The sequence below is a fragment of the Streptomyces goshikiensis genome (assembly GCF_014650555.1).
Taxonomy (GTDB): domain Bacteria; phylum Actinomycetota; class Actinomycetes; order Streptomycetales; family Streptomycetaceae; genus Streptomyces; species Streptomyces goshikiensis.
The window spans coordinates 415,342-432,564 of sequence record NZ_BMVE01000006.1 but is presented as its reverse complement, the minus strand read 5'-3'; the positions used below and the strand labels follow the sequence as shown (position 1 = coordinate 432,564).

At 70.1% G+C, this 17,223-nt stretch carries 16 protein-coding genes; 9 read left to right on the top strand and 7 right to left on the bottom strand.

From position 1 onward, the window contains the following. Positions 1 to 10: 10 nt before the first annotated feature. From IE248_RS20640 to dusB, 4 genes are all read right to left on the bottom strand, one after another. On the bottom strand, positions 11 to 418 hold the full coding sequence (locus IE248_RS20640; RefSeq protein WP_008739268.1) for a VOC family protein: 408 nt from the start codon (positions 416 to 418) through the stop codon (positions 11 to 13). Between the two features lie 198 nt (positions 419 to 616). Continuing rightward, positions 617 to 1,624 carry an ArsR/SmtB family transcription factor gene (locus IE248_RS20635; protein ID WP_073773395.1) on the bottom strand — a complete coding sequence of 336 codons (1,008 nt, stop codon included), beginning with the start codon at positions 1,622 to 1,624 and terminating at the stop codon, positions 617 to 619. Positions 1,625 to 2,099: 475 nt separating this feature from the next. Beyond that, complete coding sequence (ppdK, locus tag IE248_RS20630) at positions 2,100 to 4,808, bottom strand: pyruvate, phosphate dikinase (RefSeq protein ID WP_100583500.1); 2,709 nt, start codon at positions 4,806 to 4,808, stop codon at positions 2,100 to 2,102. 366 nt (positions 4,809 to 5,174) lie between these two features. Beyond that, positions 5,175 to 6,335: a tRNA dihydrouridine synthase DusB gene (gene dusB / locus IE248_RS20625; protein ID WP_073773397.1), complete on the bottom strand. Its 1,161-nt coding sequence runs from the start codon at positions 6,333 to 6,335 to the stop codon at positions 5,175 to 5,177. Positions 6,336 to 6,369: 34 nt separating this feature from the next. Here dusB and IE248_RS20620 point away from each other — a divergent pair, with 34 nt between their 5' ends. Beyond that, the gene (locus tag IE248_RS20620) at positions 6,370 to 7,821 is read left to right on the top strand and encodes an MFS transporter (protein ID WP_190031345.1); all 1,452 of its coding nucleotides are present in this window, start codon (positions 6,370 to 6,372) and stop codon (positions 7,819 to 7,821) included. Between the two features lie 140 nt (positions 7,822 to 7,961). On the opposite strand, the gene IE248_RS20615 is transcribed toward IE248_RS20620, so the two are convergent. Further along, complete coding sequence (locus IE248_RS20615; protein ID WP_073799487.1) at positions 7,962 to 8,438, bottom strand: MarR family winged helix-turn-helix transcriptional regulator; 477 nt, start codon at positions 8,436 to 8,438, stop codon at positions 7,962 to 7,964. A gap of 79 nt (positions 8,439 to 8,517) precedes the next feature. Here IE248_RS20615 and IE248_RS20610 point away from each other — a divergent pair, with 79 nt between their 5' ends. The 4 genes from IE248_RS20610 to IE248_RS20595 all read left to right on the top strand — a co-directional run bounded on the left by IE248_RS20610 (position 8,518) and on the right by IE248_RS20595 (position 11,460). After that, positions 8,518 to 8,874, top strand: coding sequence for a DoxX family protein (locus IE248_RS20610; protein WP_229895421.1), 357 nt, complete (start codon positions 8,518 to 8,520; stop codon positions 8,872 to 8,874). A gap of 54 nt (positions 8,875 to 8,928) precedes the next feature. Beyond that, positions 8,929 to 9,969 carry an aldo/keto reductase gene (locus tag IE248_RS20605; RefSeq protein ID WP_190031343.1) on the top strand — a complete coding sequence of 347 codons (1,041 nt, stop codon included), beginning with the start codon at positions 8,929 to 8,931 and terminating at the stop codon, positions 9,967 to 9,969. Positions 9,970 to 9,990: 21 nt separating this feature from the next. Then, positions 9,991 to 10,584, top strand: a complete 594-nt coding sequence (locus IE248_RS20600; RefSeq protein WP_008739292.1) for a TetR/AcrR family transcriptional regulator — start codon at positions 9,991 to 9,993, stop codon at positions 10,582 to 10,584. Positions 10,585 to 10,719: 135 nt separating this feature from the next. After that, positions 10,720 to 11,460: a VC0807 family protein gene (locus IE248_RS20595; RefSeq protein WP_190031342.1), complete on the top strand. Its 741-nt coding sequence runs from the start codon at positions 10,720 to 10,722 to the stop codon at positions 11,458 to 11,460. Positions 11,461 to 11,548: 88 nt separating this feature from the next. Here the strand turns inward: IE248_RS20595 and IE248_RS20590 are convergent, their stop codons facing one another. Continuing rightward, the gene (locus IE248_RS20590) at positions 11,549 to 12,931 is read right to left on the bottom strand and encodes a glycine--tRNA ligase (protein WP_073799484.1); all 1,383 of its coding nucleotides are present in this window, start codon (positions 12,929 to 12,931) and stop codon (positions 11,549 to 11,551) included. 154 nt (positions 12,932 to 13,085) lie between these two features. Between IE248_RS20590 and IE248_RS20585 the strand changes: the two genes are divergently transcribed. The 4 genes from IE248_RS20585 to IE248_RS20570 are packed head-to-tail and all read left to right on the top strand — an operon-like array spanning position 13,086 to position 16,253. Further along, on the top strand, positions 13,086 to 14,081 hold the full coding sequence (locus IE248_RS20585; RefSeq protein ID WP_190031341.1) for a metal ABC transporter substrate-binding protein: 996 nt from the start codon (positions 13,086 to 13,088) through the stop codon (positions 14,079 to 14,081). A gap of 32 nt (positions 14,082 to 14,113) precedes the next feature. Beyond that, on the top strand, positions 14,114 to 14,908 hold the full coding sequence (locus IE248_RS20580) for a metal ABC transporter ATP-binding protein (RefSeq protein WP_073799482.1): 795 nt from the start codon (positions 14,114 to 14,116) through the stop codon (positions 14,906 to 14,908). Beyond that, a complete protein-coding gene (locus IE248_RS20575) occupies positions 14,908 to 15,774 on the top strand; it encodes a metal ABC transporter permease (protein ID WP_037791778.1) in 867 nt (288 codons plus the stop codon). Before IE248_RS20580 ends, IE248_RS20575 begins: the two co-directional genes overlap by 1 nt. A gap of 56 nt (positions 15,775 to 15,830) precedes the next feature. Further along, complete coding sequence (locus IE248_RS20570; RefSeq protein WP_008739300.1) at positions 15,831 to 16,253, top strand: Fur family transcriptional regulator; 423 nt, start codon at positions 15,831 to 15,833, stop codon at positions 16,251 to 16,253. A 140-nt stretch (positions 16,254 to 16,393) separates the two neighbouring features. Here the strand turns inward: IE248_RS20570 and IE248_RS20565 are convergent, their stop codons facing one another. Further along, positions 16,394 to 17,215, bottom strand: a complete 822-nt coding sequence (locus tag IE248_RS20565; protein WP_008739301.1) for an isoprenyl transferase — start codon at positions 17,213 to 17,215, stop codon at positions 16,394 to 16,396. Positions 17,216 to 17,223 lie beyond the last annotated feature (8 nt).

The following is a 17,223-nucleotide window of genomic DNA, read 5'->3' as shown; positions in this document are numbered from 1 at the left end:
GCTCGGGGGCTCAGCTCTCGATCATGGCCGGGTCCATCCACATGATCTCCCAGGTGTGGCCGTCGAGGTCCTCGAAGGCGCGGCCGTACATGGTGCCGTAGTCCTGGGCGGGGCGCGGCTCGGTGGCGCCGGCGCCGACGGCCGCGTCGACGAGCTCGTCGACGGCGGTGCGGCTCTCGGAGCTCAGACAGAGCAGCGCCTCGGTGCTGGTGGAGGTGTCGGTGATGGCCTTGTGGGTGAAGTCCTTGAACCGGGCCTCGGTCAGCAGCATCGCGACGATGGTGTCGCTGATGACCATCGAGGCGCAGTTCTCGTCGGTGAACTGGGCGTTGAAGGAGTAGCCGAGCTTGCCCCAGAAGGCCTTGCTGGCGTCGAGGTCCTTGACCGGCAGGTTGACGAAGATCATGGTGGCGGACATCTCGGTCTCTCTTCTCTCGGGCTTCGCGTCTCTCGCGTGTCGTTCGAGGGGTAGACCGGGGGCTCCGGAAGAACTCATCGCTGCCCGGAGAACTTTTCCGGGATTCTTTCGGAGCGGTCGCCGCCGGGCGGAGGACCCCCTGGGGCCCTCCGCCCGCCGCGCTCCCGCCCCACGGGGCCCGGGAGCCCGCGCGGCTCCCTAGGATGCGACCGCGCCGCCCTTGAGCAGCGCGGCCCCCAGCGGGGTCACCGTGTGCAGCACGGCGTTCCCCCGGCGCAGGGTGGTCACCAGCCCCGCCTCCCGCATCACACAGGCGTGCTGGCTCGCCGAGGCCAGCGAGACCCCGGCCCGGCGGGCCAGCTCGCTGGTGGTGGCGCCGTCGCCGATGGCCCGCAGCACCACCGACCGGGTGTGCCCGACGAGTTTGCCCAGGGTGCGCTGGCGCTGCTCCTCCACGGGCCGCCCGGCGCCGCCCTCGCACCCGGCCGGGGCCGATGCCAGCTGCGCCGCCGCCGGGTAGACCAGCACCGGCGGCAGCTCCGGGTCGTGCAGCGTCACCGCCGTGCGCCGGCAGAAGAACGACGGCTGGAGCAGCAGCCCGCGCCCCCGCAGCCGTACGTCCCGGTCCACCGGGTAGTCGCACTCCAGCACCGGTGCCCGCCAGCGCAGCATCGGCGGCAGCGAGGCCAGCAGCTCGTCCGCGCCGCCGTCCAGCAGGGCCCGGCCCCGCGCGGCCCGCTCGGCCTCGATCTGGGCCTGGATGTGGGTCCAGTACGGCTCCACGGCGGCGCGGTGGTACCCGCGCAGCTCGCCCAGCAGCCGTGGCAGGTGCTGGGTCCCGGCATCCAGGAACTCCCGTATGCGGGGCGACGACGGCGCCGTCCCGGCACCGAGCAGCGTCAGCTCCTGCCGCAGCCGGTCGGGGCGGATCCCGCGCAGCGCGTCGAGGGCCACGTCCCACCCGTACTGGCCCTCGACCGGAGTCAGGAAATCCGGGAAATAGCCCCGACTCGGTATGAGCGCTCCGAGCAGACGTGTTTCACTATTCAACCGGCTCCGGGCTTCAGTACGCCATTCACCGAACAACCGGGCATCGCGCCGGTCTCTTAAACGGTGAAAACTAAGAATCGTTTCCCACAACGCATCGGGACGCCCTGCCATCCGTACGCGTGCCAGGTCCACTCCAGTGAAATGGATACGAAGCACCGAACCCCCACCTGTGCAACCGCAATCCCCCCGCCCCATGAGTATGCATGCCGTCACACGTTGTCACCACGCCCTTTCGGCCACAGTTGAAACCCCTTTCGGCAGGGGCGTGACAACCGAAATCCTGTACTCCGCCAGGCACACTCCGGCGCGACCGAAACGCTCCGCGAAGGCCGTGGGGGGCTTTGCGGGGCCTGGCGGTCGGTCGCACCGGGAAGCGCCGACGTGCTTGGCGGATTGGCGGCAGGCGGTGGACGGGTGGGGATCCGTCCACCGCCTTGCCGTAAAGATTTGTTGAATGCGCGTCGCACAAACAAGACCGCGCCCGCCACCGGTGGTCAGGGATCCCGGGGCAGGCGCGGTCAGGGGGACCGAATAACGGTCCTGGGGCCGGGCCGCCGTTCGTGCGACGGCCCGGCAGCGGCCCGAGGGCCGCGTCAAGGGGGGCCCGGCGAGCGCGCCGGAGCCCTTCGGCTCAGCGGCTGTCGGAGCCCTTCGACTCGGCGGCCGCGCGGCCGGCCTCCAGACGCGCCACCGGGATCCGGAACGGCGAGCAGGAGACGTAGTCGAGGCCGACCTCGTGGAAGAAGTGGACGGACTCGGGGTCACCGCCGTGCTCGCCGCAGATGCCGAGCTTGAGGTCGGGGCGGGTGGCCCGGCCGGCCTGGACCGCGCTGCGGACCAGCGCGCCGACGCCGTCCTTGTCGATGGTCTCGAACGGGGAGACCCCGAAGATGCCCTTCTCCAGGTACGCGGTGAAGAAGCTGGCCTCGACGTCGTCGCGGGAGAAGCCCCACACCGTCTGGGTCAGGTCGTTCGTGCCGAAGGAGAAGAACTGCGCGGCCTCGGCGATCTGGCCGGCGGTCAGGGCGGCGCGGGGCAGCTCGATCATCGTGCCGATGGACAGCTTGAGGCTGGTGCCGGTGGCGGCCTCGACCTCGGCGATGACCTGGTCGGCCTCCTCGCGGACGATCTCCAGCTCCTGGACGGTGCCCACGAGCGGGACCATGATCTCAGCCCGCGGGTCGCCCTTGGCGTTCTTGCGCTCGGCGGCGGCCTCGGCAATCGCCCGGACCTGCATCTTGAACAGACCCGGGATGACCAGGCCCAGGCGGACACCGCGCAGACCCAGCATCGGGTTCTGCTCGTGCAGCTTGTGCACGGCCTGGAGCAGGCGCAGGTCGTTCTCGTTGGCGTCCTTGCGGGACTCGGCGAGGGCGACGCGCACCGACAGCTCGGTGATGTCGGGCAGGAACTCGTGCAGCGGCGGGTCGAGGAGGCGAACGGTGACGGGCAGCCCGTCCATCGCCTCGAACAGCTCGACGAAGTCCTTCTTCTGCAGCGGCAGGAGGGCACTCAGTGCCTCCTCCCGCTCCTTGTCGGTGTCCGCGAGGATCAGGTGCTCGACCAGCTCGCGGCGCTCACCGAGGAACATGTGCTCGGTGCGGCACAGGCCGATGCCCTGGGCGCCGAACCGGCGGGCGCGCGACGCGTCCTCGGCGTTGTCGGCGTTGGCGCGGACGCGCAGGCGCCGCACGCGGTCCGCGTAGGCCATGATCCGGTGCACGGCGGCGACGAGCTCGTCGGCGTCGTCGGCGCCGGCGTGCGTGCGGCCCTCGAAGTACTCGACGACCGGGGAGGGTACGACGGGTACCTCACCGAGGTAGACCTTGCCGGTGGAGCCGTCGATGGAGACGACGTCGCCCTCCTCGACGACCGTGCCGCCGACCGTCATCCGGCGGCGCTTGGTGTCGACCTCCAGGTCCTCGGCGCCGCAGACACAGGTCTTGCCCATGCCGCGGGCCACCACGGCGGCGTGCGAGGTCTTGCCGCCGCGGGAGGTCAGGATGCCCTCGGAGGCGATCATGCCGTCCAGGTCGTCCGGGTTGGTCTCGCGGCGGATCAGGATGACCTTCTCGCCGGACCGGGACCACTTGACGGCGGTGTACGAGTCGAAGACGGCCTTGCCGACGGCCGCGCCCGGGGAGGCGGCGATGCCGCGGCCGAGCAGCTCGGTCTTGGCGTCCTCGTCGAAGCGCGGGAACATCAGCTGCGCCAGCTGGGCGCCGTTGACGCGCTGGAGTGCCTCGGCCTCGTCGATGAGGCCCTGGTCCACGAGCTGGGTGGCGATGCGGAAGGCGGCGCCCGCGGTGCGCTTGCCGACGCGGGTCTGCAGCATCCACAGCTGACCGCGCTCGATGGTGAACTCGATGTCGCAGAGATCCTTGTAGTGGGTCTCCAGCGTCGTCATGATCGTCATGAGCTGGTCGTACGACTTCTTGTCGATCTGCTCCAGATCGGCGAGCGGGACGGTGTTGCGGATGCCCGCGACCACGTCCTCGCCCTGGGCGTTCTGGAGGTAGTCGCCGTAGACGCCCTGGTGGCCGCTGGCAGGGTCGCGGGTGAAGGCGACGCCGGTGCCGGAGTCGGGGCCGAGGTTGCCGAAGACCATGGAGCAGATGTTGACCGCGGTGCCCAGGTCGCTCGGGATGCGCTCCTGGCGCCGGTAGAGCTTGGCGCGGTCGGTGTTCCAGGAGTTGAAGACCGCCTCGACGGCGAGGTCCATCTGCTCGCGGGCGTCCTGCGGGAACTCGCGGCCGGCCTCCTTCGCGACGATCTTCTTGAAGGCCTTGACCAGCTTCTTCAGGTCGGCGGCGTCGAGGTCGGTGTCGACGGTGACCTTCTTGGCGGCCTTGGCCTCGTCGAGGGCGTCCTCGAAGAGCTCGCCCTCGACGTCGAGGACGGTCTTGCCGAACATCTGGATCAGGCGGCGGTACGAGTCCCAGGCGAAGCGCTCGTCACCGGACTGGGCCGTGAGGCCCTTGACCGACTCGTCGGACAGGCCGATGTTGAGGACCGTGTCCATCATGCCGGGCATGGAGAACTTGGCGCCGGAGCGTACGGAGACCAGCAGCGGGTCGTCCGACTGGCCGAGCTTCTTGCCCATCGTCGCTTCGAGGGCGGCAAGGTGGGCGCTGACCTCGTCGCGCAGCGCGGCCGGGGCCTCACCGCTTTCGAGGTAGACCTTGCAGGCCTCGGTGGTGATGGTGAAGCCGGGAGGGACGGGAAGACCCAGGTTGGTCATCTCGGCGAGGTTGGCTCCCTTGCCGCCGAGAAGGTCCTTGAGGTCCCGGTTCCCCTCGGTGAAGTCGTAGACGAACTTCTGATCTTTGTTTTCCGACACGGGTCTCGACTCCTCGAGGACTCGGGTGGCTGCCCTGACGGCCAGGAACATACCCAGATCGAAGGCGTCTGGGTACGTCCACTTGGTCGTCATACGGCCGTAACCACCCGTGCGCCAGCAGATCGAAAGTGACTGATGGGTAGCCCGATCGTACGAAAGGCGTTCACTTCCCGAAGACGGAAGGGGCTATTGAGGCTTGTTCACACTCGGATGAGCGATCATCGATCCGTTTGCGTTCAAGTCTTGAACGCACAAAGGGTGGCACCCAGTGCCACCCTTTGGAAGTCATATCCGAGATTTCCATGCTCATCTGAGCGCAACCCCACCCATGCGTGGCGTATATCACGCTACCGCGAGGGCGAAATGTCAGCCTCCGGACGTGTCCAGCTCGGCGTCCTCGCTCACCCCGGCGCAGTCGTACGGATCCTTCAACCAGCCCTCCGGCAGGACAACCCGGTTGTTTCCGGACGTCCGGCCGCGCGGGCCGTCCGCGCTGTCGGGCCAGGGCTGGTCCAGGTCGAGCTCGCTCAGATGAGCGTCCAGCTCGGACAGTGACGAAGTGACGGCGAGCTTCTTGCGCATCTCGGACCCGACCGAGAAGCCCTTGAGGTACCAGGCCACGTGCTTACGGAAGTCGATCACCCCGCGCGCCTCGTCGCCGATCCACTCCCCCAGCAGCTGGGCGTGCCGGTGCATGGTCGCGGCGACCTCGCGCAGGGTCGGCTTGTGGAAGTCCTCGGGGCGTCCCTCGAAGGCCGCCACCAGGTCGTTGAACAGCCACGGCCGCCCCAGGCAGCCACGGCCGACGACCACGCCGTCACAGCCGGTCTCGCGGACCATCCGCAGCGCGTCCTCGGCGCACCAGATGTCGCCGTTGCCGAGCACGGGGATCTCCGGCACGTGCTCCTTGAGCCGCGCGATGGCCTCCCAGTCGGCGGTGCCGCCGTAGTGCTGGGCGGTGGTGCGCCCGTGCAGGGCGATGGCGGTGACGCCCTCCTCGACGGCGATCCGGCCCGCGTCCAGGTACGTGAGGTGATCGTCGTTGATGCCCTTGCGCATCTTCATCGTCACCGGCAGGTCGCCGGCGCCCGCGACGGCCTCGCGCAGGATGGCCCGCAGCAGGTTCCGCTTGTACGGGAGGGCCGAGCCGCCGCCCTTGCGGGTCACCTTGGGGACCGGGCAGCCGAAGTTCAGGTCGATGTGGTCGGCCCGGTCCTCTTCGACGATCATGCGGACCGCCTTGCCGACGGTCGCCGGGTCTACTCCGTACAGCTGAATCGAGCGGGGCTTCTCGGTCGCGTCGAAGTGGATCAGCTGCATGGTCTTCTCGTTGCGCTCGACCAGGGCGCGGGTCGTGATCATCTCGCTCACGAACAGCCCCTTGCCGCCGCTGAATTCACGGCAAAGGGTACGGAACGGGGCATTGGTGATGCCTGCCATCGGCGCGAGCACCACCGGGGGCTGCACGGTGTGCGGGCCGATCGCGAGAGGCGGAGGGAGCGTGGTCATCCCCCCATTGTCGCGCATGCCAGGGTCGTTAGTTAGCCGTACTATCGGCTCCATGTCCGACTTGAGCCACCGGCGGCGCCTGCTCGTCCTGGCGATCTGCTGCATGAGCCTGCTCATCGTCAGTCTCGACAACACCGTCCTGAACGTCGCGCTCCCCTCCATGCGGCGCGAGCTGCACGCCTCGGTCGCCGGGATGCAGTGGACCATCGACGCCTACACCCTGGTGCTGGCCTCGCTGCTGATACTGATGGGCTCGACGGCGGACCGGATCGGGCGCCGCAAGGTGTTCACCATCGGCCTCACCGTCTTCGTCCTCGGGTCGCTGCTCTGCTCGGTGGCGCCCAGCCTGGGGTGGCTGATCGTCTTCCGGACGGTCCAGGCGGTCGGGGGCGCCATGCTCAACCCGGTCGCCATGTCGATCATCACCAACACCTTCACCGAGCCCGCCGAGCGGGCCCGCGCCATCGGCATCTGGGGTGCGGTGGCCGGCATCTCCATGGCCGCCGGGCCGCTGATCGGCGGCGTGCTGACCGATTCGGTCGGCTGGCGGTCGATCTTCTGGATCAACGTCCCGGTCGGGCTGTTCGCCCTCGCCCTGACCCTGCGCTGGATCCCCGAGTCCCGGGCGGAGCGGCCCCGCCGCCCGGACCCGGTGGGGCAGCTGCTGGTCATGGCACTGCTGGGCTCGGTGACGTACGGGATCATCGAGGGCCCGGCGGCGGGCTGGAGCTCCGGGCTGATCCTCGGCTGCGGCGCGGTCGCCGTCGCCTCGCTGGTGGGACTGGTGGCGTACGAACAGAGGCGGACGGAGCCGCTGATCGACCCCCGGTTCTTCCGGAGCGTCCCCTTCAGCGGCGCCACGGTGATGGCGGTCTCCGCCTTCTCGGGGATGGCCGGGTTCCTCTTCCTGAACACCCTGTACCTCCAGGACGTGCGGGGGCTGGACGCCCTGGACGCCGGGCTCTACATGCTCCCGATGGCGGCGTGCACCATCCTGGCCGCCCCGGTGGCGGGCCGGCTGGTCGCCGCCCGGGGGCCGAGGCTGCCGCTGCTGATCGCGGGCGTGGCCATGGCGGTGAGCGGGCTGCTGTTCGCGGCGTTCTCCGCCGAGACCTCCACCTCGCTGATGTTCACCGGGTACGTGCTCTTCGGGCTGGGCTTCGGCATGGTCAACGCACCGATCACCAACACGGCGGTGTCCGGGATGCCGCGCTCGCAGGCGGGCGTCGCGGCCGCCGTGGCCTCCACGAGCCGGCAGACCGGCAGCACGCTGGGCGTCGCGGTGATCGGCGCGGTGCTGGCGGCCGGGATGGCGGGCGGCCGCGACTTCGAGTCGGCAACCGGGCCGGCCTGGTGGATCATCACGCTCTGCGGGGCGTTCGTGCTGGTCGTGGGCGCCGTGAGCAGCGGGCCGTGGGCGATGGCGACGGCCGAACGGACCGCCCGGACCCTGGAGCCGCCGCACGCGGACCGGGCCCCGGCCGGGGCGCCGCCGCACTCCTGACGGGCTGCGGGCTGCGTTCGGCCGCGGTGGCTCCGCCCCCGGTCCCGGAACCGGAACCCGTCCCGCTCACGCCCCGGCCCCCGGCGCGCAGACCGCGCGCCGGGGCGGTCGCGTACCTGGGCCCGGGGGGCCGCTCGCGGCTACTCCTGGCAGTCGAAATCGTCGGAGTGCGAGTCGATCCGGGCCAGCAGGCCGCGCAGTACGTCGCGGTCCTGCTCGGAGAGCCCGGCGAACAGGCCGAGTTCCACCTCGTCGAGCGCCGCGTTGGTCCTGGCGAGCACGGCGGAGCCGGCGTCGGTGATGACCACGTTGTGGCGGCGGCGGTCGGCGGGGTCGCGGCGGCGCTCGACGAGGCCGTCGCGCTCCAGGTCGTTGAGGAGTCCGACGAGCACGCTCGGGTCCACCTCCAGCCGCTCGGCGAGCGCCCGCTGGCCGATGGGGCCGCCCTCCAGGTGCATGAGCGTCATGGCGTGCCGGGGGGTGAGCCCGGCCGCGCCGAGGGCCTTCCTCATGCGGGTCTGGGTGACCGATCCGTGCCACGCCAGCAGCATGCCCAGCCGCTGCGGCGGGTGCGGGGAGTCCTGCGTGGCCGCCGTCGCTTCCTGTGCTGCCGTCATGTACCACACCGTAGCAGTCGACGAATGATTGCGATCAATCGATCGTTGATGCTATTCAATGGTTCTAGAGTTTCGACCATTGGAGATCATCATGTTCATCGCCTACGCCGCCGTCGCCACCCTGCTCGCCCTCACCCTCGCCGCGTCCGCCACCCTCACGCTCCAGGGCAACGACCAGATCGTGGCCAACATGCGCAAGGTCCAGGTCCCCGACTCCTGGCTGCCGAGACTGGCCGCCCTGAAGGCCGCCGGCGCGGTGGGCCTCCTCGCGGGACTGTGGGCGGCTCCGCTGGGCGTGGCCGCCGCCATCGGCGTGAGCCTCTACTTCGTCGGCGCGGTCATCAGCCACCTGCGCGTGAAGGACTTCGACCTCGCCCCCGCGGCCGTGCTCGCCCTGATGGCGGTGGCGGCGCTGGCCCTGCGGGTCGCCGCCTGACCCTGACGAGTGACAGATATTGAAATCTGTCACTCGTCATGCCATTCTCGTTCCATGACGACGAACGAGAACTCCCTCACGCACACGACTCCCCCGCGGCGCGCGCTCGGCACCACCGGCCCCGCCGTCTTCCCGGTCGGCCTCGGCTGCATGGGCATGTCCGCCCTGTACGGGGAGGCCGACCGGGCGGAGTCGATCGCCACGATCCACGCCGCGCTGGACGCCGGGGTCACGCTGCTGGACACGGGCGACTTCTACGGCATGGGCCACAACGAGCTGCTGATCGGCGAAGCGCTGCGCAGCGCGCCCGCGGCGGCCCGCGAGCAGGCGCTCACCAGCGTCAAGTTCGGCGCGCTGCGCACGGTGGAGGGCGGGTTCACCGGGTACGACGGCCGGCCCGCGGCCGTGAAGAACTTCCTGGCCTACTCGCTCCAGCGGCTCGGCCGGGACCACATCGACATCTACCGGATCGCCCGCGTGGACCCGGATGTGCCGATCGAGGAGACCGTCGGCGCCATCGCCGAGGCCGTCCAGGCGGGGCACGTCCGGCACATCGGCCTCTCCGAGGTCGGCGCGGACACCCTGCGCCGGGCCGCGGCCGTGGCTCCGATCTCCGACCTCCAGATCGAGTACTCCCTGGTCTCCCGCGGCATCGAGGAGGAGATCCTGCCGACGGCGCGGGAGCTCGGCATCGGGATCACGGCGTACGGGGTGCTGTCCAGAGGCTTGATCAGCGGCCACTTCAGCCGTGACCGCGCGCTGGCCCCGGGCGACTTCCGCGGGATGAGCCCGCGCTTCCAGGGGGAGAACCTGGACCGGAACCTCGATCTGGTCGAGGCGCTGCGCAAGGTCGCCGAGGGCAGGGGCGTGAGCGTCGCGCAGGCCGCCATCGCCTGGGTGCTCTCGCGGGGCGAGGACATCGTGCCGCTGGTGGGGGCCCGGCGCCGGGACCGGCTGAGCGAGGCACTGGGTGCCATGGAGGTGCGGCTGTCCGCTGCCGATCTGGCGGCGATCGAGGAGGCGGTTCCGGCCGGGTCCGCGGCCGGCGACCGGTATGCGGCGGAGCAGATGGCCCACCTCGACAGTGAGCGCTGACCGGGCGGTACGGTCGTACCCATGCCACCCGCTGCCGCCGAACCCCTGACGCCCGAGCGCATCCTCGAAACCACCGAGGAGGTGCTGCGCCGCTTCGGCCCGGCCAAGGCGACCGTGGTGGACGTGGCCCGGGCCCTCGGCGTCAGCCACGGCAGCGTGTACCGGCACTTCCCGTCCAAGGCGGCGCTGCGCGAGGCCGTCACGGAGCGCTGGCTCACCAAGAGCGTGGTCGTCCTGGAGGAGATCGCCTCGGCCCCGGGCGGGACGGCTCCCTCCAAGCTGGAGTCCTGGCTGGAGGCGCTGTTCGAGGCCAAGCGCCGCAAGGCGGGCGCCGATCCGGAGCTGTTCGCGACGTACACGGTGCTGCTGGCCGAGAACAGCGGGGTGGTGGACCAGCATCTGTCCGAGCTGATCGACCAGTTGGCCCGGATCATCGCCGACGGTGTCGCCGCCGGCTCGCTGGCCGCCCCCGACGTACCGGCCGCCGCGCGCGCGGTGTTCGATGCCACCGGCCGGTTCCATGATCCGCAGTACGCTGCGGACTGGCTCTCGCCCACCATCGTCACGGAGTTCGAGGCGGTCACCGCCCTCGTGATCCGCGGCCTGCGGGCCTGATCCGGCCACCGCGGTACCGGAGTGCGTAATTCCGGACACCTTGGTGATCATTTGAGCCGGGGGTCCTGTCGCGGGCCACACTCCTGTTTTAGGTTCCCCCCAGCTCCATTCATCAGGCACTTCACAGGGGGAACCATGTCCGATCAACAGACCCGGGTCGAGCAGCCCGCGTCGCCGGCCCGCTCCGGCAAAGCCGCCGCGCTCGGCTGGATCCTGACCATCGGCCTCAACGTGGTCGCGCCGATCATCACGTACAACCAGTTGCGCGACCACGGCTGGAGCGAGTTCGGCGCGCTGCTGGTCAGCAGCGCCTGGCCGGTGCTCGACACCGCCATCAGCGTGGCCTGGCGCCGCAAGGTCGACGAGTTCGCCGTCGTCACCATGGTGTTCCTGGCGATCACGGCCGTCGTCTCGCTGATCGGGGCGCACTCGGCCCGGGCCCTGCTGATCAAGGACTCGGGGGTGACCGGGCTGTTCGGGGCGCTCTGTCTCGCCACCCTGCTCGCGCGGCGTCCGCTGATGTTCTACTTCGGCCGCAAGTTCGCCACCGACGGCACCCCAGAGAGCACCGCCTGGTGGAACGGCCTGTGGGAGTTCGAGGGCTTCCGGCGGACGATGACCGTCATGACGACGGTCTGGGGCGTGACCTATCTCGCCGAGTCCGCGCTGCGGATCGTCCTGGCGTACACGCTGCCCACCGACACGATGGTGATCATCAGCCCGATCATGGTCTACGCGGTGCTCGGCATGCTGGGCGTGTGGACCGCGCTCTACGGGAAGCGCTCGCAGCGCGAGGGCGAGCGTCGCGCCGCCGAGGCCGACGCCAAGGCCGAGGCGCAGGCGCGGGCGAGCGGGGCCGGGGCCACGGCCTCGTAGGCGCGGAAGCCGGCGGACGGCAGACGGCAGACGACCGGTGGCCCGGTGCGCAGTGCGCACCGGGCCACCGGTCGTTCGGCGGGCGAACCTAGCAGCCGAGCAGACGGCTGCCGAGGTAGCTCTGGATCTGGTCCAGGGAGACGCGCTCCTGCTTCATGGTGTCGCGCTCGCGCACGGTCACCGCGTTGTCGTCCAGGGTGTCGAAGTCGACGGTGACGCAGAACGGCGTACCGATCTCGTCCTGGCGGCGGTAGCGGCGGCCGATGGCGCCCGCGTCATCGAACTCGATGTTCCAGTTCTTGCGCAGGTCGGCGGCGAGGCCCTTGGCCTTCGGCGACAGCTGCGGGTTGCGGGACAGCGGCAGGACGGCGACCTTGATCGGGGCCAGGCGCGGGTCGAGGCGCATCACGGTGCGCTTCTCCATGACGCCCTTGGCGTTCGGGGCCTCGTCCTCGTTGTACGCGTCGAGCATGAAGGCGAGCATGGCGCGGTTGACACCGGCCGCCGGCTCGATGACGTACGGCGTGTAGCGCTCGCCGGCCTCCTGGTCGAAGTACGTGAGGTCCTGGCCGGAGGCGGCGGAGTGGGCCTTGAGGTCGAAGTCGGTGCGGTTGGCGACGCCTTCGAGCTCGGAGAACTCATTGCCACCGAAGTTGAAGCGGTACTCGATGTCGGCGGTGCGCTTCGAGTAGTGGGACAGCTTCTCCTTCGGGTGCTCGTACCAGCGGATGTTCTCCTCGCGGATGCCGAGGTCGCGGTACCAGTTCCACCGCTCGGCCATCCAGTACTCCTGCCACTGCTCGTCCTCGCCCGGCTTGACGAAGAACTCCATCTCCATCTGCTCGAACTCGCGGGTGCGGAAGATGAAGTTGCCCGGAGTGATCTCGTTCCGGAAGGACTTGCCCATCTGCGCGATGCCGAACGGGGGCTTCTTGCGCGAAGTGGTCTGGACCTGGGCGAAGTTGGTGAAGATGCCCTGGGCGGTCTCGGGGCGCAGGTACGCCTTCGAGCCGGTGTCCTGGGTCGGGCCGAGGTGGGTCTCCAGCATGCCGGAGAACTGCTTGGGCTCGGTGAACTGGCCCTTCACACCACAGTTGGGGCAGTTGATGTCGGCGAGGCCATTGGCGGGCAGACGGCCGTGCTTGGCCTCGTACGCCTCTTCCAGGTGGTCCGCGCGGTGGCGCTTGTGGCAGGAGGTGCACTCGGTCAGCGGGTCCGAGAAGGTCGCGACGTGACCGGAGGCCTGCCAGACCTCGGGGGCCAGGATCACGGAGGAGTCGAGGCCGACGATGTCCTCACGGCCGGTGACCATGGCCTTCCACCACTGGCGCTTGATGTTCTCCTTCAGCTCGACACCGAGCGGGCCGTAATCCCAGGCAGCCCTGGAGCCGCCGTAGATCTCACTGCACGGGAAAACGAAGCCACGGCGCTTGCTCAGGCTGACGATGGTTTCGATCTTGTCGGCGGCCACGGTGCTCTCTTCATTACGAGGACGAACGGCGAATGCCTCAGGTTACCGGCGCCCGCACCCTCCCTTTCAAATCGGTTCCCCTTCCACGACCCTACGCCCGCCCGTCCACCAGGGTTTTTGACAATCGTTTCCATCTTTGATGAAAATGGATGTCATGAACGTACGACGCCTCATACCCGCCGCCGCCCTCGCCGGAGCCGTCGCCCTCGGCGCGACGACCCTCACCGCCTGCGCCGGAGCCGGAGCCGCCAGCGGCGGCGGCGCGGACGGCAAGCTCGATGTGATGGCCTCGTTCTACCCGCTGCAGTTCCTCGCCGAGCGGATCGGCAAGGACCACGTGAAGGTCGCCACCCTGACCAAGCCGGGTGTCGAACCGCACGACCTGGAGATCACCCCGAAGCAGACCGGCCTGCTGGGCGAGGCCGACGTGGTGCTCTACCTCAAGTCCCTCCAGCCCGCCGTCGACAAGGCCGTCGCCCAGTCCGGCGTGAAGAACGTCGTCGACGCCGCCACCCTCACCCCGCTGGAGGTGCACGGCACCTCCGGCCACGACCACGGCCACGGGGCCGACGCGGACCACCCCGAGGAGGGCCACGGCGACGAGCACGGCCACAGCCACGGCGAGGCCGCCGAGGACCCGCACGTCTGGCTCGACCCGGTGAAGTACGCCGAGGTCGCCAAGGGCGTCGGCGCGGCCCTGGAGAAGGCCGACCCCGGCCACGCGGCGGACTACCGCAAGAACACCGAAGAGCTCGTGGCCCGGCTGACCGCGCTGAACACCGAGTTCGAGGACGGCCTGAAGAACACGGCCACCCGCACCTTCATCACCACCCACGCCGCCTTCGGCTACCTCGCCGAGCGCTACGGCCTCGACCAGGAGGGCATCTCCGGCGTCGACCCCGAGTCCGAGCCGAGCCCGGCCCGGATGAAGGATCTCCAGGCCGTCGCGAAGAAGGAGAATGTCTCCACCGTGTTCTTCGAGACGCTGGCCAGCGACAAGACGGCCAAGAGCCTCGCGTCCGACACGGGCCTGAAAACCGATGTCCTCGACCCGCTCGAAGGCATCACCGACAAGTCCCAGGGCGCCGACTACTTCGAGGTCATGCGGTCCAACCTGAAGAACCTGCAGAAGGCGCTCGGCACCAAGTGACGGCAGCAGCATCGACAACGGAGGCGCGAGCCATGGAGACCGCGACAGCCGCGAAGGCGGCCGAGCAGCCCGTCATATCCCTGCGCGGGGCCACGGCCTCGCTCGGCTCGCGCCCCGTGCTGCGCGGAGTCGACCTGAGCGTCCACCGCGGCGAGGTGGTCGCCCTGCTCGGCGCCAACGGCTCCGGGAAGTCCACAGCCGTCCGCGCCGTGGTCGGCCAGGTCCCGCTGACCGACGGCACGCTCTCCCTGTTCGGCACCGACTTCAAGCGCTTCCGCGACTGGTCGCGCATCGGGTACGTCCCGCAGCGCACCACCGCCGCCAGCGGGGTCCCGGCCACCGTCCGCGAGGTCGTCTCCTCCGGCCGGCTGGCCCGCTCCCGCTTCGGGATACCGCGCAAGGCCGACCGCGCCGCCGTCACGCGCGCGCTGGACCTGGTGGACATGGGCGGGTACGCCGACGCCTCGGTCAACGCCCTCTCCGGCGGCCAGCACCAGCGCGTGCTGATCGCCCGGGCCCTCGCCGTCGAACCCGAACTCCTGATCATGGACGAGCCGATGGCCGGCGTGGACCTGGCCAACCAGGAGGTCCTCGCCGGGGCCCTGCGCGAGCAGGTGGCCGCCGGCTCGACCGTCCTGCTCGTCCTGCACGAGCTGGGCCCGCTGGAGCCGCTGATCGACCGGGCCGTCGTACTGCGCGACGGCTGCGTCGTCCACGACGGCCCGCCGCCGGAGGCCGTGGGACAGCACGCCCTGCCCGGCCACGACCACGTACACCCCCACGCGGCGCACGACGCCGAGCCCCTGCGGACGGGACTGCTGAGCTGATGGAACTCCTGAACTACGCCTTCATGCAGCGGGCCCTGCTCGCGGCCGTGCTCGTCGGCGTGACCGCCCCCGCGATCGGCACGTACCTCGTCCAGCGCCGCCAGGCCGTCATGGGCGACGGCATCGGCCACGTGGCCATGACCGGTGTCGCCCTCGGCTTCCTGCTCAACACGAGCCCGGTGTGGATGGCGACGCTGGTCGCAGTCGTCGGCGCGGTCGGCATGGAGCTGATCCGCTCCCGCGGCAAGACCAGCGGCGACATCGCGCTCGCCATGCTCTTCTACGGCGGCCTGGCCGGCGGCGTCATGATCATCAACCTGGCCCCGGGCGGCTCCACCGCCAACCTGACCAGCTACCTCTTCGGCTCCATCACCACCGTCTCGGCCGAGGACGTCACGGCCGTGGTGATCCTCGCGGCGTTCGTCATCGCCGTCACCCTGGGCCTGCGCCGCCAGCTGTTCGCGATCTGCCAGGACGAGGAGTTCGCCCGCGTCACCGGCCTGCCGGTGCGCTTCCTGAACCTGCTGATCGCGGTCACCGCCGCCGTCACCGTCACCGTGGCGATGCGGATCGTCGGCCTGCTGCTGGTCAGCGCGATGATGGTGATCCCCGTCGCCGCCGCCCAGCGCGTCACCCGCGGGTTCACCGCCACCCTGACGACGGCCATGGTCATCGGCGTGCTGGTGTCCCTGTCCGGCACCGTCGCGACCTACTACATCGACGCCCCGTCCGGCGGCACCATCGTGCTGCTCGCGATCGGCGTCTTCATGGTGATGACCGGCGTCTCGGCCCCGCTCGCCCGCCGCCGGGCCAGAGCGGCCCGCGCCGCCGAACAGATCTGCACCCGGGACGACGTAAAGGTCTAGTTCGGCCCGATCGGTCTCCTGGCACAATGGGCCAAGACCGACACGAGGAGGAACCGGTGGCGACTGCGCCTGGCGAGACCGCGCCAGTACGAGGACGATCCACTCGGCAGCGGGCCGCCGTGGCCGCGGCGCTGGACGAGGTGGACGAGTTCCGCAGCGCCCAGGAGCTGCACGACATGCTCAAGCACCGCGGTGACTCCGTGGGCCTGACCACCGTGTACCGCACCCTCCAGTCCCTCGCCGACGCCGGCGAGGTCGACGTGCTGCGGACCAGCGACGGCGAATCCGTCTACCGCCGCTGCTCCACCGGGGAGCACCACCACCACCTGGTCTGCCGCAAGTGCGGCAAGGCCGTCGAGGTGGAGGGTCCCGCGGTGGAGAAGTGGGCGGAGTCCATCGCCGCCGAGCACGGCTACGTGAACGTCGCCCACACGGTGGAGATCTTCGGCACCTGCGCCGACTGCGCCGCCGCCGGCTAGCCGGCGCGGTTCAGGTTCCGGCCGAGGAGCCCGCGCAGCCGCTCCAGTCCCCTGGGGCGGCCCGCGGCCATCCACGGGGGTGCGGCGGGACGGCCAGGCCCGCCCGTACGGTCGCCCCGGCCGCCCCCAGGGCCCGGCGGTCAGCCCGTGGAGCCCTCCGACTGGTTCGGGACGGCGCCGCCGAAGCGGCGGTCGCGCTGGGCGTACTCCAGGCAGGCCTGCCAGAGGTTGCGGCGGTCGAAGTCCGGCCACAGCACGTCCTGGAAGACCATCTCGGCGTACGCGCTCTGCCAGAGCAGGTAGTTGGAGGTGCGCTGCTCGCCGCTCGGCCGCAGGAACAGGTCAACGTCGGGCATGTCCGGGTAGTACATGTACTTCGCGAAGGTCTTCTCGTTGACCTTCGACGGGTCCAGCCGGCCCGCCGCCACGTCGCGCGCGATCGCCTGAGCCGCGTCCGCGATCTCGGCGCGGCCGCCGTAGTTGACGCAGAAGTACAGGGTCATCGCGTCGTTGTCGACGGTCTGCTCCTGGGCGACCTGGAGCTCCTGGACGACCGACTTCCACATCTTCGGCATGCGGCCGACCCAGCGGATCCGGATGCCCAGCTCGTTCATCTCGTCGCGGCGGCGGCGGATGACGTCGCGGTTGAAGTTCATCAGGAAGCGGACCTCGTCGGGCGAGCGCTTCCAGTTCTCCGTCGAGAAGGCGTACAGGGAGAGGTTCTTGACGCCCATCTCCAGGCAGCCCTTGAGCACGTCGAGAACGACGCCCTCGCCGACCTTGTGGCCCTCGGTGCGCGGCAGACCGCGCTCCTTGGCCCAGCGGCCGTTGCCGTCCATGACGACGGCGACGTGGTTCGGGACCAGCTCACCGGGGATCTTCGGCGGGCGCGCACCGGACGGGTGCGGCTCGGGAACCTTGTACTCCCGTCGAGAGCGTCCCAGAATCCCGCGTCGTGCCATGTGTCCAG